At 62.3% G+C, this 24,053-nt stretch carries 22 protein-coding genes; 11 read left to right on the top strand and 11 right to left on the bottom strand.

Annotated elements, in window-relative coordinates; all coding sequences use genetic code 11:
- Positions 1 to 140 precede the first annotated feature (140 nt).
- Positions 141 to 1,493: an aspartate aminotransferase family protein gene (locus tag V2B23_RS08000; protein ID WP_430949861.1), complete on the top strand. Its 1,353-nt coding sequence runs from the start codon at positions 141 to 143 to the stop codon at positions 1,491 to 1,493.
- Positions 1,490 to 2,749, top strand: coding sequence for a Glu/Leu/Phe/Val family dehydrogenase (locus tag V2B23_RS07995; RefSeq protein ID WP_430949860.1), 1,260 nt, complete (start codon positions 1,490 to 1,492; stop codon positions 2,747 to 2,749). The genes V2B23_RS08000 and V2B23_RS07995 overlap by 4 nt, the downstream gene beginning before the upstream one ends.
- Here the strand turns inward: V2B23_RS07995 and V2B23_RS07990 are convergent.
- Positions 2,739 to 4,250 (bottom strand): PLP-dependent aminotransferase family protein, encoded by a 1,512-nt coding sequence (locus V2B23_RS07990; RefSeq protein WP_430949859.1) that lies wholly within the window; start codon positions 4,248 to 4,250, stop codon positions 2,739 to 2,741. The genes V2B23_RS07995 and V2B23_RS07990 overlap by 11 nt on opposite strands.
- Positions 4,251 to 4,333: 83 nt before the next feature.
- On the opposite strand from V2B23_RS07990, the gene V2B23_RS07985 reads away from it, so the two are divergent.
- Together V2B23_RS07985 and V2B23_RS07980 are read left to right on the top strand one after the other, a co-directional pair.
- A complete protein-coding gene (locus V2B23_RS07985; protein WP_430949858.1) occupies positions 4,334 to 5,053 on the top strand; it encodes a TSUP family transporter in 720 nt (239 codons plus the stop codon).
- Positions 5,054 to 5,172: 119 nt separating this feature from the next.
- On the top strand, positions 5,173 to 6,621 hold the full coding sequence (locus V2B23_RS07980) for a histidine-type phosphatase (RefSeq protein WP_430949857.1): 1,449 nt from the start codon (positions 5,173 to 5,175) through the stop codon (positions 6,619 to 6,621).
- On the opposite strand, the gene V2B23_RS07975 is transcribed toward V2B23_RS07980, so the two are convergent.
- The gene (locus V2B23_RS07975; RefSeq protein ID WP_033235361.1) at positions 6,611 to 7,069 is read right to left on the bottom strand and encodes a hypothetical protein; all 459 of its coding nucleotides are present in this window, start codon (positions 7,067 to 7,069) and stop codon (positions 6,611 to 6,613) included. The two genes, V2B23_RS07980 and V2B23_RS07975, sit on opposite strands and share 11 nt — an antisense overlap.
- A gap of 153 nt (positions 7,070 to 7,222) precedes the next feature.
- Between V2B23_RS07975 and V2B23_RS07970 the strand changes: the two genes are divergently transcribed.
- Entirely contained in the window at positions 7,223 to 8,119 is an 897-nt protein-coding gene (locus V2B23_RS07970; RefSeq protein WP_430949856.1) for an oxygenase MpaB family protein, read from the top strand.
- Between the two features lie 73 nt (positions 8,120 to 8,192).
- Here V2B23_RS07970 and V2B23_RS07965 read toward each other — a convergent pair whose 3' ends face one another.
- Positions 8,193 to 8,489, bottom strand: coding sequence for a putative quinol monooxygenase (locus V2B23_RS07965; protein WP_430949855.1), 297 nt, complete (start codon positions 8,487 to 8,489; stop codon positions 8,193 to 8,195).
- A gap of 144 nt (positions 8,490 to 8,633) precedes the next feature.
- On the opposite strand from V2B23_RS07965, the gene rraA reads away from it, so the two are divergent.
- On the top strand, positions 8,634 to 9,110 hold the full coding sequence (gene rraA / locus V2B23_RS07960) for a ribonuclease E activity regulator RraA (RefSeq protein WP_095888081.1): 477 nt from the start codon (positions 8,634 to 8,636) through the stop codon (positions 9,108 to 9,110).
- Positions 9,111 to 9,125: 15 nt separating this feature from the next.
- Here rraA and V2B23_RS07955 read toward each other — a convergent pair whose 3' ends face one another.
- Entirely contained in the window at positions 9,126 to 9,353 is a 228-nt protein-coding gene (locus V2B23_RS07955) for an RNA-binding S4 domain-containing protein (RefSeq protein WP_033235435.1), read from the bottom strand.
- Positions 9,354 to 9,440: 87 nt separating this feature from the next.
- On the opposite strand from V2B23_RS07955, the gene lysX reads away from it, so the two are divergent.
- From lysX to V2B23_RS07940, 3 genes are read left to right on the top strand one after another with little or no spacing between them, the layout of a single operon-like run.
- Positions 9,441 to 12,797: a bifunctional lysylphosphatidylglycerol synthetase/lysine--tRNA ligase LysX gene (gene lysX / locus V2B23_RS07950; protein WP_430949854.1), complete on the top strand. Its 3,357-nt coding sequence runs from the start codon at positions 9,441 to 9,443 to the stop codon at positions 12,795 to 12,797.
- Positions 12,798 to 12,808: 11 nt separating this feature from the next.
- Positions 12,809 to 13,681, top strand: a complete 873-nt coding sequence (locus tag V2B23_RS07945) for an alpha/beta fold hydrolase (RefSeq protein ID WP_430949853.1) — start codon at positions 12,809 to 12,811, stop codon at positions 13,679 to 13,681.
- Positions 13,682 to 13,699: 18 nt separating this feature from the next.
- Positions 13,700 to 14,620: a hypothetical protein gene (locus V2B23_RS07940; protein WP_430949852.1), complete on the top strand. Its 921-nt coding sequence runs from the start codon at positions 13,700 to 13,702 to the stop codon at positions 14,618 to 14,620.
- On the opposite strand, the gene V2B23_RS07935 is transcribed toward V2B23_RS07940, so the two are convergent.
- Entirely contained in the window at positions 14,595 to 15,131 is a 537-nt protein-coding gene (locus tag V2B23_RS07935) for an HNH endonuclease signature motif containing protein (RefSeq protein WP_430949851.1), read from the bottom strand. The genes V2B23_RS07940 and V2B23_RS07935 overlap by 26 nt on opposite strands.
- Before the next feature lie 20 nt (positions 15,132 to 15,151).
- Positions 15,152 to 15,610, bottom strand: a complete 459-nt coding sequence (locus V2B23_RS07930) for a DUF222 domain-containing protein (protein WP_430949850.1) — start codon at positions 15,608 to 15,610, stop codon at positions 15,152 to 15,154.
- 171 nt (positions 15,611 to 15,781) lie between these two features.
- Between V2B23_RS07930 and V2B23_RS07925 the strand changes: the two genes are divergently transcribed.
- Positions 15,782 to 17,530, top strand: coding sequence for a glycoside hydrolase family 13 protein (locus V2B23_RS07925; RefSeq protein ID WP_430949849.1), 1,749 nt, complete (start codon positions 15,782 to 15,784; stop codon positions 17,528 to 17,530).
- On the top strand, positions 17,496 to 18,095 hold the full coding sequence (locus V2B23_RS07920) for a histidine phosphatase family protein (protein WP_430949848.1): 600 nt from the start codon (positions 17,496 to 17,498) through the stop codon (positions 18,093 to 18,095). Before V2B23_RS07925 ends, V2B23_RS07920 begins: the two co-directional genes overlap by 35 nt.
- A gap of 6 nt (positions 18,096 to 18,101) precedes the next feature.
- On the opposite strand, the gene V2B23_RS07915 is transcribed toward V2B23_RS07920, so the two are convergent.
- From V2B23_RS07915 to V2B23_RS07895, 5 genes are all read right to left on the bottom strand, one after another.
- A complete protein-coding gene (locus tag V2B23_RS07915) occupies positions 18,102 to 19,091 on the bottom strand; it encodes an ABC transporter ATP-binding protein (RefSeq protein ID WP_430949847.1) in 990 nt (329 codons plus the stop codon).
- Positions 19,091 to 20,179, bottom strand: coding sequence for an ABC transporter ATP-binding protein (locus tag V2B23_RS07910; RefSeq protein ID WP_430949846.1), 1,089 nt, complete (start codon positions 20,177 to 20,179; stop codon positions 19,091 to 19,093). The genes V2B23_RS07915 and V2B23_RS07910 overlap by 1 nt, the downstream gene beginning before the upstream one ends.
- Positions 20,176 to 21,270 (bottom strand): ABC transporter permease, encoded by a 1,095-nt coding sequence (locus tag V2B23_RS07905; RefSeq protein WP_430950208.1) that lies wholly within the window; start codon positions 21,268 to 21,270, stop codon positions 20,176 to 20,178. Before V2B23_RS07905 ends, V2B23_RS07910 begins: the two co-directional genes overlap by 4 nt.
- Entirely contained in the window at positions 21,263 to 22,219 is a 957-nt protein-coding gene (locus V2B23_RS07900) for an ABC transporter permease (protein WP_138871252.1), read from the bottom strand. The genes V2B23_RS07905 and V2B23_RS07900 overlap by 8 nt, the downstream gene beginning before the upstream one ends.
- 112 nt (positions 22,220 to 22,331) lie before the next feature.
- Complete coding sequence (locus tag V2B23_RS07895) at positions 22,332 to 23,948, bottom strand: ABC transporter substrate-binding protein (RefSeq protein WP_430949845.1); 1,617 nt, start codon at positions 23,946 to 23,948, stop codon at positions 22,332 to 22,334.
- Positions 23,949 to 24,053: the final 105 nt, after the last annotated feature.

Raw genomic sequence — 24,053 nt, 5'->3', positions numbered from 1 at the left:
TCTCGTGTTAACGCAAGAGTTCCATCGTGTAACTGGCCCCAGGAGATGCCCTCGAATCTGGATCTGGCGCAGGACCACAACCATTCCCCATCCTTGAGTGGACTGAAGAAGTTCCAACCCTCGATCAGGAGGTTTCTGCCATGGCAGCTCCCGCAATCAGCACGTCACAACGCACGTACGAGTTGGATCGCGCACACGTCTTTCACTCATGGTCGGCACAGAAGTCCTTGCAGCCCATGGTGGTCGAGCGCACCGACGGCTGCTATCTGTGGGACGGCGACGGCAGGGAATACCTCGACTTCTCGTCGCAGCTCGTGTACACGAACGTCGGTCACCAGCATCCCAAGGTTGTCGCGGCGGTACAGGAGCAGGCTGCAAAGCTCTGCACCATCGCGCCGGCGCACGCAAACGAGGCCCGGTCCGAGGCAGCCCGTCTGATCGCCGAGATTTCACCCGAGGGTATGGACCGGGTGTTCTTCACCAGCGGCGGCGCAGATTCCAACGAGCACGCAATTCGCATGGCACGCTTGCATACCGGTCGGTACAAGATCCTTTCGGCCTACCGCTCGTACCACGGCGCTACTGCCGAGACGATCAATCTGTCGGGCGATCACCGTCGGTGGCCGAACGATTACGGAAACTCGGGCGTCGTTCATTTCCATGGACCGTTCCTGTATCGGTCCGAATTTCGTTCCGAGACAGAGGAACAGGAATGTGAGCGAGCTCTCGAACACCTCGAAACTCTGATCCGCTTCGAAGGTCCGGCCGCGTTTGCCGCGATCATCGTCGAATCCGTTCCGGGCACCTCCGGAATCATGCCGCCGCCGCCCGGATATCTGAAGGGTGTCCGTGACATCTGCGACCGATACGGCATCGTCTTGATCTGCGACGAAGTCATGTCCGGCTTCGGCCGCACGGGTGCCTGGCTGGCAATCGACCACTACGACGTCGTTCCCGACCTCATTACCTTTGCCAAGGGTGTGAACTCCGGTTACGTGCCCCTGGGCGGAGTCATCGTCGGCGAGAAGATCTACAACTCGTTTGCCGAGCGTCCGTACCCCGGCGGCATGACGTACTCCGGCCACCCACTTGCCTGCGCCGCAGCCGTGGCCACTATCACCACGATGCACGAGGAACGCATAGTCGAGAATGCCGAATTCATCGGTCGCACGTCGCTCGGACCGGGCCTACGAGCTCTCGCCGACAAGCACCCGAGCATCGGGGACGTCCGCGGTCTCGGAGTCTTCTGGGCACTCGATCTCGTCACGAACCGCGAGACGCGGGAGCCACTGTCGCCGTACGGCGGCACCAACGCCGCGATCGGCCAGACGATGGCCGCCGCCCGCGACGCCGGACTGCTCGTCTTCAACAACTACCACCGCATCCACGTCGTCCCGCCGTGCACCGTGACGCCGACGCAGGTCGACGCCGCACTCGCCATGCTCGACACTGCTCTCGACGTAGCCGATTCCTATTACGACGGTCCCCGGTGACAACGTCGGCCGTCCACACCAGTGCGCTCGACGACGCGCGCACACAACTCGCGGAGGCCGCGGCGGCCCTGGGCTACCCGGACGGCCTGCACCGCATCCTCGGGTCCGCCAGACGCGAGACGACTGTCAGCGTTCCCCTGGTCCGCGACAACGGCGACGTCGAAGTGTTCACCGGATACCGCGTGCAGCACAGCATCGCGCGCGGGCCGGCGAAGGGCGGAATCCGATACAGCGCCGGCGTGAATCTGGACGAAGTGCGCGCTCTCGCCATGTGGATGACGTGGAAATGCGCGCTCCTCGATATTCCGTACGGCGGGGCAAAAGGTGGGGTGGACGTCGATCCCCTGACTCTCTCCCCGGCCGAACTAGAGCGTCTGACACGAACGTATACCCAGGGCATCTCACCGGTTATCGGGCCGGACAACGATATTCCCGCTCCTGACATCGGAACCGACGAGCAGACCATGGCGTGGATGATGGACGCCTACTCCGTAACTCGGGGACGCGGTGTGCCCGGTGTGGTGACGGGCAAGCCGCTTGATCTCGGCGGCTCGCTCGGCCGTCGGACGTCGACGTCACGCGGAGTTGCGCACATTGCATTGTTGGCACTGAAAAGAGAAGGTGTAGAACCGCGCTCGGCCACTGCCACCGTCCAGGGATACGGCAAGGTGGGAGCCGACGCGGCCGACTACCTCGCCGATGCGGGAGTCCGAATCATCTCTGTCAGTGACAGATTCGGTGCGGTGCACAACGCCGACGGATTGAGCCTTCCCTCTCTGCGTGCCCACGTCACCGAGCACGGTTCCGTCGCAGGCTTCCCCGGAGGTCAGCCGATCGACCCGGATGCCGTTCTCGAACTCGAGGTCGACCTCCTGGTTCCCGCTGCGATTGAGGGTGTTATCCACGGCGGCAACGCACATCGCATCCAGGCACGAATTGTCGTGGAGGGCGCAAACGGGCCCACCACCGCCGAGGCCGACGACGTACTCGAGCGAGCCGGGGTGTTAGTGGTCCCGGACATCCTGGCCAACGCCGGCGGTGTAGTCGTGTCCTACTTCGAATGGGTTCAGGCGCAACAGGGTTACTGGTGGACTCTCCCCGAAGTAGAACGGGGACTCGATGATCGGATGACTGCGGCCTGGGCTGCGGTACTGGATCAGGCCAGAGCTACCGGCACCACGCTACGGCGCGCCGCGATGACCCTGGCGGTCGGTCGCGTCGCCCGGGCTCACCGAGCGCGGGGCCTCACTCACTGATCCGGCGAGATTCGTCCAGTAGCCGGTGAGCGATTCCGCCGAGCAGAGCGATCCCCGGTTCGATCGAATTCTGGTCTATCGAACCGAAACCCAGTCGCAGGCAGTTTCGGGAACCTGTCCCTGGAAAGAAGTAGCGCGAGCCGTCGGCCACCAGGATTCCCTGCAGGGCTGCACGTTCCGTGAGTTCGGCAGCGTCAAGATCCTCCGGGCCGGTGTACCAGACACTGACACCGCCCGGAGGAAACGACGGCGTCTCAACTCTTGGCATGTACTTGTTGATCGAGTTCGTGATGATTTCCCAGTTCTGCTTGAGCCGACGGCGATGCGAGCGCAACACCTTGTGGTAGTCACCGGACATGATGAACAACGCCAGCGACCGCTGGATATGTCCCGGAAGATGTTTGGTTCGATGGTGCCGTTCCGCTCGAAGTGCCGCAATGACAGGCGGATCTGCCACGATGTACCCGATGCGCAGGCCGGCCGAGAGAAACTTCGAGAAGGAACCGAGGTAGATCACCCGGCGGTTGTCTCCCAAGGACTTGAGGGAAGGAGTCGGCCTCCCACGAAAGCGGAATTCGCTGTCGTAGTCGTCTTCGATCACAAAACCGTTTCTCTCCTCCAGCAATTCGAGAAGCAACTTGCGGCGAGGCAGGCTCAATGTGACGTTGGTGGGGTGGTGATGGCTCGGAGTGAGGTACATGGCATCGAAGACGGTCGAGCGGTCGAACACCGCGCCGCGGCCGTCAACCGGAATGGGGGACAGTTCCACACCGGAGCGCTTGAAAATGTGCATGGCGTCGAGGTATCCGGGGTTCTCGAACCCCACGATCTTGTCGGGTCGCAACAGGACGTCGGCAATCAGCGACAAACCCTGCTGGGTTCCACTGGTCACCAATATCTCGTCGGCCGCTGCTTCGATGCCTCTTGACGGGAGAATCTCCTTGCGCAGCGCCTCCACCAGCAATGGGTCGTCCTGATCGACAGCGTCACGCACGCTGTATCGCAGATGCGGGCCCGTCATCGCCTCACTCGCCGCGCGCAACCAACCGCGGACCGGGAAGGAGCGCAGTTCGGGCTGAGAACTGATAAACGGGTACGGGTAGTCGAACGCGTCGGGATACCCAAGCGTGCGGGTGAACTCGACGCTCTCGCGGGGCTGGAGCAACGTGGACCAGTCAACTGCCGCAGCGGCCGGCGACGACTCTGCCGAAGGTGTTCGAGTGAGCGGGGCCGCCGCGTAAAGACCACTGCGAGGACGACTCTCGATAACTCCGAGCGCTATCAGTTCGTCATAGGCCGCTGCCACCGTGTTTCGGGAAACACCGAGTTCCTGCGCCAGGTAGCGGGTGGACGGCATGGGTCGACCACCGTCGAACACTCCACGTGCAAGTAGGTCTTCGAGCATGGCCCGGACGCGCCGGTACATCGGCGTGTTGGTGGCCGAGTCGAGATACTCCGACCTGCCCTCGAGAAACTCTCCGAGATTTTCGTGTGATCGCAACCGGCTCCTCCTGATTCTGGCCCCATTAATGCTCCCACGATCTGGATCTTCCGTCAGTGCCAGATTGCCCAGAGAATGGGATTGTGATTCTTCTCCTGGTTGCCTGCGTACTTGTTGCCTCTTCGGCGATTCAATCGGCAACCGGCTCGGGTTTCGGCTTGATCGCCGGACCCGCCCTGATTCTGATAGCCCCGTGGCTTGTTCCAGCCCCGCTACTGATTCTCACCATTCCGATGATGCTGATGGTGGCGGCGCGAGAACGCGGGCACTGTGACACTCGCACGGTCAAAATCGCGACCGTCACAATGATTCCCGGTATCGCCGCAGGCCTGTGGTTCATCCAACGCGTCGATACGGCGTCGGTTCAACTCCTGGTGGCAGTTCTCGCGCTGGCAGCGGGAGCCGCGATGCTCGCGGGCAAATCCATCACCGGATCGCGGCGAACCCTGGCAGGCGCCGGGGCCGCGGCCGGGTTCATGGGCGCACTGGCCGCGATGCCCGGTCCGCCGCTGTCGCTGACCTATCGGCCGAACGATGCTGCCGCCCTGCGATCTACGTTGTCGACGATCTTTCTTGTCATGGCCGCGGCGACGCTTATCGCTCTCCAGTTCCAGATCGGTGTTACCGGAAGCGAATTGCTCGCCGCAGTCGCATTGTCTCCACTGCTGGTGTGTGGACATCTGCTCGGCTCGTACCTGGCGCGGCGGATCTCTCTGGCGCTCTTGAGTCGCGCAACCACCTACATCATCCTCGTCGCGGCAACCGTGCTGTTTGCCAAAAGCGTAGCCGGGCTGGCCATGTGAATCCGAGTTTTAACCCTGCGGCCACCTGGACGCCTGTCCTATGGCCACTTACGGACGCTTAGCCGATCTAACTTCCTGTTCGTCGTGCCATATCGGCGCGAGCAGAAAGGAATCATCACATGCGAAGCCCCCGCTTCGGTTTGCTGGCGGCCGCAGGCGCTGTCGGACTCATGCTTGTCACGACCGGCACTTCGGCAGTTGCCGGCGCAACACCCTTCAGTTCATTCGACACAGGTTCTCTCGGCACTGGTTCTATCGAGACAGGTACACCTGCCGTCGGGGGCTTCACGTCCAAGACGCCGTATTCACCAGGACAGACTATCGGCGGACTCCAGGCCGTGCCGGCCGGTTTCACTCCCGTGTACACGGAAAGCGTTGCACGTCATGGTTCCCGCGCGCTCTCGAGCCTGAAGTACGACGACCTGAGCCTGCAACTCTGGGAGATCGCCGAAGCCGAGAACGCTCTAACTCCCGTCGGTAAGGAGTTCGGCCCCGTACTTCGTGAACTCATGGCGGCCAACCAGACGTTGGGCTACGGCAATCTGAGCGGCCTCGGCATCACCGAGCATCGCGAGATGGGTGCCCGTGTGACGGAACGCCTTCCACAACTATTCGACGCAATCGCCAGGCAGGACGGCTCGATCACCCTGACGTCCTCGGGTGTGGACCGCGCAGTGGACAGTGCCGCCAACTTCGCCCAGGGCGTGAGCACCGCCTTCCCGGCCGTCGCCGGAAATATCGGAGCCGTCACGTCTGATCCGGAAGTGCTCTACTTCCACGATTCCGATCTGAACGCGGACTACAAGGAATACGAGGATTCCGATCCTCGCCTCGAAGTAGTGGACGAGCAGATCGAGAACCTGCCTCGCACTCGCGACGTGTCACGTCACATGATGGAGAAGCTGTACTCGAAGGGCTTCGTGGATCGTCTTGTCGCCGGCGAGTTCTCACTCGTCGACCGCGGCAAGGGCTCGGAGGAGATCAACAACGAGGTCGACGCCGCGTACATGCTCTACAACACGTACATCATCACCCCGGGTATGTCCGAGGAAGGCGACTGGAACTTCGGTCGCTTCATCGACCAGGACGACGCTCAGTGGCTGGCGTACACCAACGACGCCGAGGACTTCTACGCCAAGGGTCCGGGATTTGCCGGTGAGGACGTCACCTACCGGATGGCGACGGTGCTCCGCGACGAATTCCTGGCGGGGCTCAAACAACATTCAGGCGCAGATTCCTTGCCCGGAGCCGACTTTCGATTTGCGCATGCCGAGACGATCATCCCCTTTGCAGCGCTGCTGAAGCTACCCGGCAGCACGGTCGCGCAGCCCGAAGGCACCCTGTACACGTACGACAACAACCCGTGGCGCGGCGAGCAAGTCAGCCCGATGGGCGCCAACATCCAGTGGGACGTCTTTGCCGGACCGGACAACGCGCAACTGGTTCGCATGCTCTACAACGAGCGTGAAACCGCGTTTGCCGCGCCCTGCACGCCGGTAGCGAGCGGAAGCTTCTTCTACACGCCGGCCGAACTCGAGCGCTGCCTACCGGAAATCGCTATGCGATAAACCGGCCGATCGTCGGATTGCTTTGGCAGATAGGGCTGCTGCCCCAGTTGATGGAACCGAAAGCGGTCGCAACAACGTTGCCGACACCGGTATTCACCGTCGCCGACAGATAGGGGTACGTCCCCATCAAATCGACGATTCCGGCCTTACCGGTGTCGGTGTTGACCCAAGCGACCGTGACCTGCCCGGCGGCCGGTATCGGTGCTGCCGCCGGGAAGGACTCGAAGCGTATGTCCCCCTTTGCGATCGGCGGATTAGCTTCGGGTCCGGACTGCCCCGTGAGACCGGTCATCGATGCCAGTGATCCCTGGTTGGGGCAACCGATGGTGACGGCAGCACCACCGAACGGATGCGGTGGATCCGCCGAAGCGGTGCCCACGTATGCGAGTGACGCAACGATCGGCAAACCTACGGCTGCCAGGATTCGGGCAGTACGGGAGATACTCATGGAAACTCCTCGGGTCGACAACTCCCTGATCGGATACCCCTGGTACAACACCCGAAACGACCGAACAGTGGCAATTCGACACCTCTAGACAACATGCGTTGTCAGAACTACTCTCGGTGGCACAGCTCACACCGAAGCCATGGGAGTGTTCACATGAAGCGCTACGACCTTCGCACGCGCACGGATCAACTCGATCCCGAAAACGACTACGAAGAGATGTCTCGCATTCTTGCTGCTCAAGAGTTTCCCTGGGACATCAACCAGGCTCTCAGTTTTGCGCTGTTCCGCACCTACGCGGTGCCGTCGATCGGCAATTTGCTCTTCTCCACGGGTGAATTCACCGACAGGGTCCAGAAACGATACGACGACACCAGCCTTATTCTCGATGCAGTCCTCGAGCACGGCCTGAGCAGCGACGAAGGTCGATCGAGTGTTCGCCGGATGAATCAGATGCACGGTTCGTACGACATCTCCAACGACGACATGCGATACGTATTGGCCACTTTTGTCGTCACTCCGGTGCGCTGGCTCGAGTCGTACGGTTGGCGCCCGTTGACACCCAACGAAATAGCCGGATCCACCTTCTATTACCGCGAACTCGGCCGTCACATGAACATCAAGGACATGCCCACCACCTACGACGGATTCGCGACGCTCTTGGACGAGTATGAGCGCGAACACTTTTCGTTCGATCCGGGCGCCAGGGCGGTTGCCGACTCAACACTTGAACTCATGTGCACGTTCCCGCCTAACAACCTGGCGCCGAAGCCCCTGATCAAGGCATTCGCCTACTCACTCATGGACGATCACCTTCTCGAGGCCTTCGGGTACAAGCGCCCACCCGCGGTGGTTCGTGCGCTCTCCCGCGGTGCACTCAAAGCTCGCGGCCGCCTGCTGCGATTCTTCCCACCGCGCACCACCCGGAAATTCGCCCACGATCTTCCGAATATCCGCAGCTACCCAGCCGGCTACAAGGTCGATCAACTCGGCACATTCCCCACGGGGTGTCCCGTCAAGCACGTGAAGTCGAGTGAGCAAGCCCAAGCGTGACGCGGCAGCACTCGTAAGACAAGAATGGGGCGCTTCCTTCGGCACAGATCGCGAAGGAAACGCCCCAAAAAAGTTAGATCGTGGATTCCAGTTCGTACTTACCCAGACCGGGTGCACCGGCGAGAAGTGGTCCCAAATCCTTGATAGCTCCCGGACCCGCGCGCCATTCGCGGTAAGCGGCATCAGCCTCGGCAGACGCCCACTTCTCGACGCACAACCAGTGCGTTTCGTCCTCTGCATCGATCACCACGTCGACGCCTTCGCAACCCTCGAAAGCACGGGTTTCAGCCAAAACTCGCCCGAACACCTCGCGCGCGGTATCAAGGCTCTCCTTCTTCAACCGCACATCCAAAATCGCGAAAATCGTCACAGAACACTCCTAGTCGTCAGCTGCGGTGGAATCGAATAATTCTCGGCAAGATTATCGGAAGGTCGTTCCGAAAACTATGTGTTGGGAGACGTTTCGCACCCAGTCGTAGAAGCCAATTTCTCGCCGGCGACTATTCTGTCGTGCATGACCGAGCCTGTAGCCACTGCTGACCTTGCCGACGAAATTGGACCAGACATCCGTAGCTGCGACACGCAGTTCACCCAGTTCGGTGGACGTGAGGTCTTTGCCGGCCCCATCACCACCATCAAGTGCTTCCAGGACAACCTGCTGGTGAAGCAGACCCTCAGCGAACCGGGCAACGGCGGCGTCCTCGTCGTCGACGGTGATGCGAGTATCCACACCGCACTGGTCGGCGACATCATCGCCGGCCGCGGAGTCGACAACGGCTGGGCCGGAGTGATCGTCAACGGCGCCGTCCGTGACTCCGCAATCCTGCGCACCCTCGACATCGGCGTCAAAGCGCTCGGCACCAACCCGCGCAAGAGCACACAGACCGGCTCGGGCGAAAAGAACGTGCCCGTCGAAATCGGCGGCGTCACCTTCAATCCCGGTGAAATTGTCTACAGCGACCAGGACGGGGTAGTCGTCCGCGAAAGCTAGAAGTGGAGCTCGAGATCAGGCGGGAGCTTCCACCTTGGCGGCCATCCCGCCGATCTCGACTACATCACCGTCACGCAGCTGACGCCCGCGACGGTCCTCCACCTCTCCGTTGACCGACACCATGCCGTCGGCGATGACTTCCTTGGCTTCTGCGCCGGATTCGATCAGGTTGGCGAGCTTGAGGAACTGGCCGAGACGGATCATTTCGTCGCGGATCGGTACAGCGGGAATGTTGGCGCTCATGGCAATCATTCTGCTCCTCACACAAAACCGGACATGAACGGCCACACTGAACAGTGAGACTGATCGACCGGTATGGGAGGAAGCTCGATGGCACCTATCAGCGAGATAACGGATACAACCGCGGAGTTGGTTGAAACTCCGCCGGAGAATCCGCGAAAGGCACGCCGCTTCCAGTCGGGGCGACTGAGCCAGGTCCCGCATATCTCAGGCTTGATCCTCGGAGTCTTCTCCGTCCTCGTCTTCCTGTGGAGCCTGTCGCCGACGCTGCGTCATATCGTCCGGGTCCCACGCGAATACATCGACAACTACTACTTCGACGCACCGGATACGAGCTTGTCGTGGGCGCTCGTCGTCGGTCTTCTTGCTGCCGCACTTGCCAGTCGCAAGCGCATCGCGTGGTGGCTGTTGACGGTCTATCTGTCCGTGATCGCTCTGAGCAACATTCTGTTCACGATCACCGACAAGAATCCGAACAATGCTGTCGCTGCTGTCGTGCTGCTGGTCGTCATCGGAATTCTGATCGCGGCCCGTCCCGAGTTCTACACTCGCGTACGACGCGGTGCCGGCTGGAAAGCTCTCGGCGTCCTGATCGGCGGTTTGACAATCGCCACCCTGTTGGGCTGGGGACTGGTCGAACTCTTCCCAGGCACACTTCCGGAAGATCAGCGTTTTGCGTGGGCGATCAACCGCGTCACCGCTGCGGCGGCGGTCGACAACGAAGTCTTCGACGGTCATCCGCATGCCTTCGTGAATACGATCCTCGGTCTCCTCGGTGCTATCGCACTCCTCGCTGCCGTCATCACGCTCTTCCGCGCCCAACGTTCCAACAACGCACTCACGGGCAACGACGAATCAGCGATCCGCGGTCTCATCCAAGGTTTCGGCGCCGACGATTCCCTCGCCTACTTCGCCACCCGACGCGACAAGGCAGCGATCTTCGCTCCGAGCGGGAAAGCCGCGGTCACCTACCGCGTCGAGATCGGCGTCTGCCTCGCCAGCGGCGATCCGATCGGCGATCCGGAAGCCTGGCCGCATGCGATCGAAGCGTGGCAGGACCTGGCGTCGCAGTACGGCTGGGCCACCGCCGTCATGGGTGCCAGCGAAACCGGCGCAACCGCCTACAAGCGGGCTGGACTCAACGTCCTGCAACTCGGCGACGAAGCCATCCTGCGTACGCGCGAATTCAATCTCAACGGACGCGACATGCGCCCCGTGCGCCAGGCAGTCACGCGCGTACGACGCGGCGGCGTGACCGTCCGGATGCGACGCCACCGCGACGTACCCCCGGTCGACATGTCCGCCGCCATCGTTCGCGCCGACGACTGGCGCGACACCGAAACCGAACGCGGCTTCTCCATGGCACTCGGCCGATTGGGCGATCCACTCGACGGCGACTGCCTCCTCGTCGAAGCCGTGATGGACGAAGGTACCGACGACGAGTCCGTCGTCGGCATGCTCTCGCTCGTCCCGTGGGGGGCGAACGGAGTCTCCCTCGACCTGATGCGTCGTAAGCCGACGGCACCCAACGGTGTTGTCGAGTTGATGGTCTCCGAACTTGCCACACGCTCCGACGAATTCGGCATCGTTCGGGTCTCACTCAATTTTGCGGTGTTCCGCTCCGTGTTCGAGGAAGGCTCCCGCATCGGCGCCGGACCGATCCTGCGTATCTGGCGATCGGTGTTGGTCTTCTTCTCTCGTTGGTGGCAACTCGAGGCTCTGTACCGCTCCAACGTGAAGTATCAGCCGGACTGGGAACCGCGCTTCCTGTGCTTCGAGGACAATCGCGAACTTCCACGCGTCGGATTCGCCTCGGCGATCGCCGAGGGTTTTGTGGTTCTCCCCTCCTTCAGTCGCAGATCGAGCAAGGCCACCAAGCACACCGGAATTCACGAAACGCTGCCTGCGGCACTGGTCACCGCCGAAGGTCTTCACGCCGACGGCAGCCTGCCGGACTCCGCACCCGCGATGGCAGCGCCGGGACCGCGGCGACCCGAGCAGGTTCGCGTCCGGATGAACAAACTGGCGGCGCTCGAGGACGAAGGCATCAGCGCGTATCCCGTCGCCTACCCCCCGACCCACACGATCGCCGCGGCGGCACAGTCGCCGGAAGGCACTCGCGTACGAATTGCCGGTCGAATCCTGCGGGTCCGCGACTACGGCGGCGTTGCATTCGCCGACGTACGCGATTGGTCCGGCGACATTCAGGTACTGGTCGACCAGGATCACGTCGGGCGCGAGAAGTTGACGGAGTTCGCCGTCGAATTCGATCTCGGCGACCTGATCGAGGTCAGTGGAACCATCGGTCGCAGCCGTAAGGGTGAACTGTCGCTGATCGCGCTCGAATGGCGCATGAACGGCAAGTGCCTGCATCCGCTTCCGGACAAGTGGAAGGGCCTGTCGGATCCCGAAACTCGCGTTCGTCAGCGGTACCTCGACATCGCTCTCAACCCGAAGGCCCGCGACCTACTCGAAGCCAGAAGTGCCGTCGTCAAGTCGCTGCGTGATTCACTCGGCAACCGTGGGTTCCTCGAAGTGGAGACACCGATCCTGCAGCAGGTTCACGGCGGCGCCAACGCTGCACCGTTCCTGACGCACATCAACGCGTACAACCTCGACCTGTACCTGCGCATCGCGCCCGAGCTGTACCTGAAGCGGTTGTGTGTCGCCGGCATGGAGAAGGTGTTCGAGATCGGTCGCGTGTTCCGCAACGAAGGTGTCGACTTCAAGCACAACCCCGAATTCACGATCCTCGAGGCGTACGAAGCGCACAGCGACTACGAGGGCATGATGCGAATGTGCCGCGAGCTCATCCAAGCTGCGGCCGTGGCTGCTTTCGGGCGCGAGATCATCATGCGGCCAGGACCCGACGGCGAACTGGTCGAGGTCGACATCTCCGGCGAGTGGCCCGTCAAGACGATGCACGGCGCCGTTGCCGAAAAACTAGGCGTTGACGTCTCTCCGGAGACGAGCCTCGAAAAGCTGCAAAAACTGTGCGACGACAACGAAATTCCCTATCAGTCCAACTGGGACGCGGGCGCCGTGGCACAGGAAATGTACGAGCATCTGGTCGAGGACTTCACCGAGTTTCCGACGTTCTACACCAACTTTCCCACCTCGATGTCGCCGCTCACCCGCCCGCACCGCAGCATCCCCGGCGTTGCGGAGAAGTGGGACCTGGTGGCGTGGGGAGTGGAACTCGGAACGGCGTACAGCGAGCTGACGGACCCGATTGATCAGCGCAATCGCCTCACCGAGCAGTCGATGCTGGCGGCAGGCGGCGATCCGGAGGCCATGGAATTGGACGAGGAATTCCTCCAGGCTCTCGAGCACGCAATGCCGCCGACCGGTGGACTCGGAATGGGCGTCGACCGTGTTGTCATGCTGATCACCGGCGGCAGCATCCGCGAAACCTTGGCGTTCCCCCTCGCGAAACCACGCCAGTAATCGAGGCACTGGTGCCGGGACTGTTCCACGTGAAACCACCGGGCGAGTTGATGACGGTCGGCGGGAACCGTCTGCACGTGCTCGTAGAGGGCGACGGACCCGCCGTCGTCCTCTGCGGCGGACTGGCCGGCAACTGGTTCGACTGGGACGACTGCGCGCGCAACCTCAGTCTCGATCACACCGTGGTCCGGTTCGATCGGCCGGGTTTCGGACTCAGCGAACCCTCGGCCGAAATCCCGACCGTTCACGGCGAAGCGCAGCGCATCGCCGACGTCCTCGATGCCGTGGGAATCACCGAACCAACTGTGGCAGTAGGTCATTCGATAGCCGGATTCTATGCTGAAGGCTTTGCCCGGTTGTTCCCCGATCGGGCGGCCGGCATCCTGCTCCTCGACTCCAGCGCCGAGAAGAACCCGAAGCGGCTCGTCCCGCGCAACCTTCTTCTCACGGCCTCACACCTGGCCGCTGCAACCGCCAGTACCGCTGGGATACAACGGCTTCTGGGCACCACCACCCGAAAGATTCTCAACCAATCCGTGCCCCCGACAGGCCCGTCCCACGCAATGACCGAATGGGTTGGGCACATCTACCGCGAACCGCACTACCTCGAAGCCGCCATGATCGAATACGTCGCCTACACGGATATGGCGATGGAGCTCAACAAGTTACGCGAATCCGAGGATCACCGACTGCCGGACATCGGCATCAGCGTCGTAGCTGCTCACACCGGCCACTCGACCCCGTGGTCGGTATCCTGGATGGCCAAACAACAGCGGCTCGCAACCTACCTGGGTGGGCGCTTCCACGTCCTGCGTCCCGCCCACCATCACGCGATGATCGATCAGCCCGAAAAACTCGCCGAGCTGATCCGATCCGTCAGATGAGAATGATATTCTCATTTCATGGTCCTCGCGAACGGCTCGTCGCCGCAGGTGCTTGCAAGCATGAAAACCTTCACTTCCGACTTCGGGCTGGCCTCGTTCCAGCCGACGCGGGAGCGCTCGCTGATGCGCGCCGACCTCACCGACAAACTGCGGTCACACGGGGGCCAGGCTTCCCTGGGGGTTCTGGTCACCGTGGCGGATTATGTGACCTCCGACCCGGCATTGGTGGCCTGCCGACCCGATTGGACTGCAACCCAAGACCTCTCGCTGCATTCCGCCGGTCCGCTAACCGAGGGGCCGATCGTCGTCGACAGTAACCTCGTGCGCATCGGCAAGAAGACGATCATCGTCTCCGCCGATGTCTACGACGGCCACGGCCTCACCGACCTCCGTGAGCTGGCCGACGCGATCGACTCGGGCAGCGGACCCACCCTCGCTGCCCGCGGACTCGTCACCTTTGCCCGTATTCCCCGTTCGGCCGCTGGGGACGCGGATTCGTACACCCCGGACCAGTGGATCGGCACAATCAGGGAGCATCCGACCGAAGAGGTCGAAGGAACGATTTACTCCCGGCTGGCAATGCGTGTCATCGATGCTTCGGCCGGCGTTCTCGAACTCGATCTCACTCCGTTCGTGGTCAATCAGATCGGCACGATCATGGGCGGCGCGCAGGCGCTGCTCGTGGAGTCGGCAGCCCAGGCCATGCGGCCCGAGCTGGTTGCAACAGACATGCAGATGCACTACCTGTCGCAAGTCCGAACCGGACCAGCGCGGTCCTACGGCACGGTGATCCGCGACGCCGATGATCACGCCGTGCTGAGCATCCAACTGGTCGACGCCAGTGCGGACGATCGACTGCTCGCATTGGCAACGGTGACTCTCCACAAGCCGCTGCTTACGCAGCCCAACCGTCTTACGCAGCCCAACCGTCCAGAATGACGCTGACTGCGTGATTCAGGCGGAGGGCGTCGCCGCCCCAGTCGGGCACTACCGCATCGTCGGCGATCTCACCACTGAGCAATCGATCCGCGAAACCCACTGACGGCGGCGCCGGTTCCATCACCGAACCGCCACGAAGCCGGAACTCGAATTGTTGCTCTCCACTCGCAGTAATCGTGAATTCATCGCGGTGCAACGCCCGATGGCACGTGCCGCACAACATGATCAGATTGTCCAGATCCGTCTTCCCACCAGCGCGCCAGAATCGAACGTGATGAGCGCGCAAGAAGCGCGTGCGTCCACATCCTGGTGTGCGGCAACACCCGTCGCGGTACATGAGCGCCGTCATCTGCTTTGCGCTGGTGATGCGGGTGCGCCGACCCAGACTGAGCATGCACTTCTGCTTGGTAGTTGCGGCCCGCACCCGTGCGTCACACAGCACTTCGTCGGCATCAGCGTCCTCGAGCGCGGGCCCGCCGGACTTCGGCTGGGCGGGTACGTTTGCCGGCATCCGTTGCTACCGCGACGATGTCAGCCATCGCGACCAGTGCCGGACCGATGTTGCGCAGTGGGCGCCGCACCGTCTTGCGCTGCGAGGCGTCCTCGGAAAACGAAGTCACCGGTATCCGGATCCCAGTGCCATCGGGTTTCGAACCGGTCCAGTTTCGGCTTGCCCTGATCATCTTTCGTTGCCTTACGCAGGCCGGCAACAAGACGGTCGATCTGGCCGGCCGGAGCACTCGTACCGAGGCGCACCATCTGTTGGTCGTTGAGCGGCGTGGCGACGCGAGTCAAAGATCGGACTTTGGAATAGGACAGGCGACCTTCTTCAAACGCAGCACGCATGTTCGGCAGCGTTGTGAGAGCTTTTGCAACCCGGACATATTCGCGCCCGGTATGCTGGCTGAGCCCACACTTCCAGGAAAGCCAATGGGCGCACGAATGCAGGCCAGGCCCCGTCCAGCCGCGAGCCTCGTCGAATCGCGCCACCAAAGTCAGAAATCTGGCGGTAGCTGCCGCAATGTGCGTCGACAGTAGCCGCGGGTACCGACAGGTTTGCCGAAAGCGTCCCCGCGGGGACGTCTCGACCTCGAAACCTCGGACTTCTCACTCAACAAGACTGCCGAAATTCGAACGTACTCAACCTGTTAGAACGGAAGGGTGCCCCACGAATCCCCGAATCTGCCTGACAAAATCTCCCGCGACAGCGAATGGTGGCGCAGCGCCGCGATCTACCAGGTGTACATTCGCAGCTTTGCCGACGGAAATGGTGACGGCGTCGGCGACATCGCCGGAATCCGAAATCGATTGAGCTATCTGGCAGAGTTGGGCGTCGATGCCATCTGGGTCAACCCGTGGTACCCGTCGCCGATGGAGGATGCGGGCTACGACATCTCCGACTACCGCAGCATCGAACCGTCATTCGGCACGATGGAACAGGCCCAGGCCATGATCGCCGAAGCTCATGATCTCGGGATGCGCGTCATCCTCGACCTGGTGCCCAACCACGTCTCCGAGGCACATCCCTGGTTCCAGGAAGCCCTGCTCGCACAGCCCGGATCGCCCGAGCGCGACCGGTTCCACGTCCGCCCGGGCAAAGGCGCGGCCGGCGAAGAGGCACCCAACGACTGGGTCAGTTCCTTCGGCGGTCCCGCGTGGACTCGGATCAAGGATTCGGACGGCAATCCGGGTGAGTGGTACCTACACCTGTTCACACCGGGCCAGCCGGATGTGAACTGGCGCAACGAGGATATCCGCGGCGACTTCGAGACCACGTTGCGGTTCTGGTTCGATCGCGGCGTCGACGGATTCCGCATCGACGTCGCCCAGTCACTGTGCAAGGACCCTGATCTGCCCGACCTGAACGGGCTGACGTACCCCACGCCGGTCCCCGCCGACGGATCCGAACCGGTGGAGCATCCGCACTTCGACCGCGACGAGGTCCACGACATCTACCGTTCCTGGCGGGCGGTGGCCGACAGTTACGACCCGCCACGCGTTTTTGTCGCCGAAGCCTGGGTGGGCAACCCCGCGCGCCTCACCCGCTACCTGCGTCCGGACGAACTCCACAGTGCCTTCAACTTCAACTTCCTGCTCGCTCCGTGGAACGGGTCGACGCTGCGCAGCGTCATCGATACGACAATCACGTCGCACGCCGCGGTGAATGCATCTCCCACCTGGGTACTGTCCAACCATGACGGCGTCCGGCACCTGTCGAAATATGCGAGGCCGCAGACAGATTCGCGCACCTGGTTTCTGAGCCAGATCCGCGACATCCCCGGCGACTTCGAACTCGGCGAGCGCCGGGCACGCGCCGCGGCAATGCTGATGCTTGCACTCCCCGGCGGCGTCTACATCTATCAGGGCGAAGAACTCGGCCTGGCTGAGGTGGAGGACATACCGGACAACCAATTGCAGGATCCGATCTGGGAGCGGACCGGGCACCGCGAACGTGGGCGCGACGGCTGCCGTGTCCCGCTGCCGTGGTCGGGCGAGGCGGCGCCGTACGGGTTCAGCCCCGCGAACGCCAATCAGGCGCCCTGGCTGCCGCAGCCGCAGGGTTGGGGTGAGCGCACCGTCAAGTTCCAGACGGGCAGGGCCGACTCCACCCTCGAGCTCTACCGAAGCGCCCTAGCGCTACGCCGAAGTCTGTCGGCGCTTGCCAGCGAGCCACTGACTACCGCACCACTGACCTGGATGAGCGACGACAACGATCAAGTGCTGGATTTCCGGCGTGGCAGTGCGCTGCGCTGCGTCGTCAACACGTCCTCGCAGTCGATCGCGCTTCCCGACGGTGAGGTTCTGCTTGCCAGTGGTCCGCTACCCGGCGACGGCACGATTCCCGCCGACACAGCCGTCTGGCAAGGTGTCCCGTGTGCAACTACTCCTGATCCGACACGCGCTCCCTGAACTGGCAGAGGTCACCGAGGGTCGCGCTGATCCCGCGCTGACAGACGAGGGCCACGCCCAGGCACACCGGCTGCCTGCGGCGTTGGCCCCGTACCGGATCACGGGACTCTTCAGCAGCCCGCAGAAGCGCGCTCTGGAAACCGCTGCACCGGTATCGGACGTTCTCGGGCTACCGGTCACCGAGCATGCGGGCCTGGCCGAGTACGACGCCGAGCAATCCCACTACATCCCCATGCACCAGGTCTTGGAGCGAGCACCTCAGACCTACGAGCGCATCAAAGCCGGTTGGCTGCCCGAATCGATCGACGCCGACGCCTTCCGCACGCGTGTCCTCGGAGCGATCGACGACATCGTCGCGTCAACGGACAACGACGCCACCGTGGCGGTGTTCTGCCACGGCGGCGTCGTCAATATCGTTCTGCAGGAGCTACTCGGTCTGGAGCGTCCTCTGACGTTCCCGATCGAGTACGTCTCGGTCACTCGTATTCTCGTGTCCCGCAACGGTAACCGACGGGTTGCGTCGGTCAACGAAACGGGACACGTTCGAAACATGTTGCGCGTCTAGCTCATCTCACACGTTGTGGCACGCCACCTGGTGGCCACCGTCGACGAGTCGTAGCTCCGGAACTTCCTCGGCGCAGCGATCCGTGGCAAGAGGGCACCGGGTGCGGAACCGGCAGCCGCTCGGCGGGTTCAGCGGCGACGGAAGCTCGACGACCTTCTGGTCGACGTTCTGCGCCGCGGTCACCGTTGCGTCGGGATCGGGGATCGAGGACAGCAGCAGCTGCGTGTACGGATGCAGTGCACGGTTCTGCATGTCTTCTGCTGGAACGATTTCGCAGACGCGGCCCAAGTACATGATCATCACGCGGTCGCTGATGTTCTTCACAACGGCCATGTTGTGCGCGATGAAGAGCAGTGACAGCCCGTGCCGCTTCTTGGCATCTTCGAGCAGGTTCAGGATCTGGGCCTGCACCGAGACGTCGAGACTGGAGACGGGTTCGTCGCAGATCAGCACCTTGGGATCGAGCATCAAAGCTCGTGCGATGCAGACACGTTGGCACTGGCCGCCAGACAATTCGCGAGGGGTGCGATCCCAGACCACGTCCGGGTCGAGGCCGACCTCGGCGAGGACGGCGCGGGCGCGAGCCTCGATCGCGGCCTTGTCCTCTCCACCCCAGATCGACGGTCCTTCGGTCACGAGCGCCTTGACCTTGCGGCGCGGGTTGAGCGAGGAAATCGGATCCTGGAAGATCATCTGCAGCTGAGTACGGCTGCGACGCAACTCCTCCGAGCCCAGCTCCGTCATCTCCACGTCACCGAGTCGGATGGAACCCGATGTCGGCGAGGGCAACTGCATGATGGCTCGTCCTGCGGTCGATTTACCGCAACCGGATTCACCCACCACGCCCAGGGTTTCACCCGCAGCGACGGTGAAGCTGATTCCGGACACAGCATGAACTGTCTGGCCCTTGCCGACGTTGAACTCGACAACGAGATCTTCGACCGTCAATGCGTCGTCGAGCTTTGCCGGCTTCTTGGTATCGGTTGCTGCAGTCATCAGACCATCTCCTTCACCGCGAGCGAGAGGCCCGCTGCGGTCTTGCCGGCCTTCTCGTTGGCTACCAATGCCGCCGTGCCCTCAGGGGTGTCGACGGGGAAATGGCACGCAAACGAGTGGCCGTCCGACGTATTGTCGCCCGGTCCGCCGAGCGCGAGTGCCGGGTCGCCGGTCAGGCAGTCGTCCTGCGCGTACTTGCAGCGAGCTGCAAAGCGGCAACCGGTCATCGGCTTTGTCATGTCCGGCAGTCCACCCGGAATGGTTTGCAGCACCGTATGCGTCGGCGATTCGAGTCGCGGAATCGCGGCCATCAACGCTTCGGTGTACGGGTGCCGCGGACGCGAGAAAAGCTCTTCCGTCGCCGATGTTTCCACAACGGAACCGGCGTACATGACGGCAACGCGATCGGATCGTCCCGACACCACGCCCAGGTCGTGACTGATGAGAATCACAGCCATGTTGAGCTTGTCGTTGAGCGATGCGAGCAGATCCAGGATCTGCTTCTGCACCGTCACGTCCAGCGCTGTGGTCGGCTCGTCCGCGATCAGCAGCTTCGGCTCGCAAGCCAAAGCCATTGCGATGACAACTCGTTGGCGCATACCACCGGACAACTCGTGGGGGTACTGGTCGAGGCGACGCTTCGGCTCCGGAATTCCCACCATCGACAGGAGTTCCGCGGCGCGGTCACGGGCCGCATCCTTCTTGAGTCCGAGATGGAACTTCAAGGATTCGGTGATGTGCGTGCCGATGCGCTTGAACGGGTTGAGCGACGTCATCGGATCCTGGAAGACCATGGCGATCTCCGGGCCCCAGAAGTGCTTCATCTCCGACTTTTTCATCGTCGACATGTCGCGGCCGGCAAACGTGACCGTTCCGGTGATGTCGAGAGCCGGTCCCTTTTGGAGCAGACCCATGATGGTGCGTCCGAGAACCGACTTGCCGGAACCCGATTCACCGACGATGCCAAGAGTCTCACCCTCGGAAACGTGGATCGACACACCGTCGACGGCCCGCAGTTTTCCTCGGGGAGTCGCGAATACGGTTCGGATGTTGTCCGCTTGCAGCAGCGGTACGCCATTGTTCGTCACAGTTTGCTCCGATACTTCTCACCGATGAGGTTGAAGGAGAACACCGTCAGGAAGAGGAAGACGCCGGGCACCAGGACGATGAACGGGTGCTTCTCCACGATGCCACCCTGGCCTTCTGCGATCATGTTGCCCCACGTGGGATCCGGCTGAGCGATGCCGAGTCCGAGGAAGCTGAGCGATGCTTCCGCGACGATCAGGCCGGACACGGCGACGAGGCCGAGTGCTGCGACGGGAACCAGAACGTTGGGTACCAGTTCTCGCCAGATGACTCGCCATTTGGTCGCACCCATCGCCCGGGCGGCGAGCACGAACTCGCGTTGGGCGACCACTATCGTATTGGCCCTTGCTATTCGAACCATGCTGGGAATGCAGAGGATCGACAGTGCGAGCGTGATGTTGCGCAGGTTCGACGTGAGGACGGCAGCCAGCGCGATCAGCAGAACCAGGGACGGGATTGCGAGCAGCGAGTTGGTGAGGATCCCGACTACCGCGTCGATCTTGCCGCGGAAGTACCCGGCCATGACGCCGATCGTGCCGCCGATGACGATACCGATGAGCACGGCGCAGATCGCGACGGTCAGCGAGGCACGCGCTCCGTACAGCGCGCGGGCCAGGAGATCGAGACCGAAGTTGTTGGTACCGAGCGGATGCTCCGAAAGCAGGCTCGGAGGTGCGAAGCCGGGCTCGGCCAGAGTCTTGACCGTGTCCTTGTATTCACCGAGCGGCAAGAGCGGCGCGACGATGGCCGCAACAACCAGCGCTACGAGCCAGATGCAGGCCAGCCAGTAGGACAGGTCGAATTGGCTTCCCCACTTGCCCACACCGATCTTCCCCAGTCCCTTGAACAGGAACACGAGCGAGGCCAGGCCGATGACGATCCGAACGACCATCATGATGCCGGACCCGAAGAGGGCGGTGCCGAGTAGAGCGATACCGACGACGGTCAGGATCGTGCCGATCAGGACCAGATTCTTCGGCTTCTCCAGCGTCTCTATCGGACCGGGCGCAAGCAGGACGGTCTGCTGCCGATATGTCATCACCTCGGACGGGGCCGGCGCGGGGGCCGCTCCGTCGGGCGTCACTTCAGACATGGACACGACGACTCCTCGGGTCAAGATAGGTGTACAGAACGTCGATCGCACTGTTGACGACCACGTAGATGACGGCGATCACGACCACCGCACCCAACAGCATCGGCGAATCGCCTTGTTGTGCAGCCCGAACGATGAGTGTGCCCATGCCGGGTAGCGAGAACAGTGTCTCGACGATGACGGTGCTGCCGATCATGCCGCCGAGCGCCAGACCCATCATCGTGATGAGCGAGAACGACGACGGCCGCAAGGCGTCACTGAACAGGACGCGCAGCGTGGGCATACCCTTGGCCTTCGAGGCGAGGATGTAATCCTCACGCAAGGTGGTCACGAGGTCGCTGCGCAGAACGCGGGTGAACATCGCCATCTCGAGAAGACTGATGGTGATTGCGGGAAGTATTGCGTGCGAGAGATTTCCGGAGATGCTGTCACCGATACGCACCCACTGCGAGCGGGGGAACCAACCCAACCAGTTCACCGTCACCATGATGAGGAGCAGACCGGCCAGGAAGCTCGGAATCGAGAGAACACCGAACGTTGCGGCGCTGATGACGCGGTCGATGACGCCACCCTCGTGATGTGCCGACCACAGTGCGAGCGGAACGGCGACGACAAGAGCGATGACAAGGCCCATCACTGCAAGCTGAACGCTGACGGGTAGTGCCGAGCCGATTGCCGTGAGAACTTCCTGCTGCGGCGGGACCAGCGAGGTGCCGAGATCACCGGTCAGGGCGCTCGTCAGCCAGTCCCAATAACGAACCAGGAGTGGATCGTTGAGTCCGAGCTGCTGGCGCATTTCCTCGTATTCGGCGGGGGTACGACCCTCACCCAATACCGCGACCGCCGGGTCACCGGGGATCAACGACGCCAGTACGAAGGTTCCGAAACTGACGATGAGGAGCACAATGACGAGCTGGCCCAACTTCTTTCCGATTGCGCCGATGTTCATAGATTTCGTCTCCTTCGGGCAGCCAACTCGCACATCACAGCAATTCCTCGTATCTCATTCGTCTCGGTTAACGTGTCCGGGTCCCGCGGGACCCGGACACGTCTAGATCGAGTCAGGACTTCCAAACGCTGTCGAACAGCATGATTCCGTCGATGCTCTGCTTCAGGCCGTGAACGTTCTCGTTCCACACGTCCAGCGTCGGGACGTTGCCCCAGACGATCCACGGCACCGTCTCGGTGGCGCGTTCCTGAATCTTGGCGAGAACAGCCTTCTTGTCCTCGTCGTTGGTGGCAACACCGAGCTGATCGAGAAGGAGATCCATCTCGGCGTCGGCGTAGTTGGTGACGTTGTTACGGCCACCGGACTTGATGCCCGTGTACAGACGCTCGAACGGATCGGCCTCGGACAGCGAACCGGCTGCGGTGCTCATGTCGTAATCGCGGTCGACGTACATCCGCTTGACCAGATCGCCTGCGCCGGTGACGTACTCGATCTGCGTGTCGAAACCGACTGCATTGAGCATTGCCTGCACGCCGAGAGCGGTCGACTGTGCCGACGGCTCCTGGATGGAGAGGAAGGTGACCTTGCCGTCGAAGCCGTCTGCCTTGGCCGCATCGAGCAGTTCCTTGGCCTTGGCCGGATCCACACCGGTCGGTGCGACGTCGTTGTGCCAGCGGGAGGTGTCCTGGAAGATCACCTGTCCGGGAAGGCCCTTGCCGTTGTTGACGCGGGTGTTGAGCGTTTCGGGGTCGATCGCCAATGCCATTGCCTGGCGCACACGAAGATCCGAACCGGGGCGACCCTCGGCCATGTTGACGTTGGCGATGTAGCCGAGCGACGGGATGTCGATGAAGCCCGGGTTGCCGTTCTCGATCAGATCGAGGATCGGGGTGAGCGTGCGCATGTACGCCGCGTCGATGCCACCGGTCTTGAGAGCCTCGGCGGTGGGCTGAGCTCCGACGATGCTGATGAGCTTGAGCTTGTCGACCTTCGGTGCGCCGCCGAAGTAATCGGGACGGGCAGCGAGCAACAGCTCCTCGTTGGGAGCAAAACGTTCGAGCGTGAATGCACCGGCGCCGATCGGGGTGAACTGATCACCCTGCTGCGCAGCCGGAGCGACGATCATCCCGGGACCGGTCGAGAGCATCGACTCGATACCCGTCCACGGATCAACCAGGTTGAAGACAACCGTCGACGCGTCGGGGGCGTCCATGGAGGCAACCTTGGCTGCCCACAGGCTGGACTGCGCTGCCTTGTTGTTGACGTAGCGGTTGATGCTGTCGACAACTGCCTTGGAATCGAGAGCCGTTCCGTCACTGAACTTGACGCCGTCACGAAGCTTCAGCGTCCACGTCTTGCTGTCCGAGCTCGGCTCGAGCGACTGCGCCAACTGCGGAACGAACGTCTTCTCGATGGGGTCGTAGCGCATCAGTACGTCGTAGATCGCGCTGAGTTCACTACCACCCGTTGCGCCGGCGACCTGGATCTTCGCCGGATCGAGGGACGTCACCGCGGAATAGCCACTGAACGTCAGCGTGCCACCCGTGGTCGGGGTTCCGGGATCGGACTGTTCGTTGACCATTCCGATCTTGAGCGCGGAACCCGACTCGACGGATTCACCGCCGCCGCTCGAACCGTTGTCGGCGCACGACGCCAGGAACATACTTGCGGTGATCGCCAGCGTGACCGCAGCTAATCTGCGATGCCCGCGGCGGGAACTACGACTCATTCTGATGCCTCCAAGGCAGGAAAAACTGTGACTTCTTGTTGAACAAGAAACAGTGTGTGATGCGACGCACAGAATGGTTCGAACGAGTCCCGCTCAGTGGAATTG

This window comes from Rhodococcus sp. 24CO, assembly GCF_050586165.1.
GTDB lineage: Bacteria > Actinomycetota > Actinomycetes > Mycobacteriales > Mycobacteriaceae > Rhodococcus_F.
This window is presented reverse-complemented; position numbering and strand designations above follow the sequence as displayed.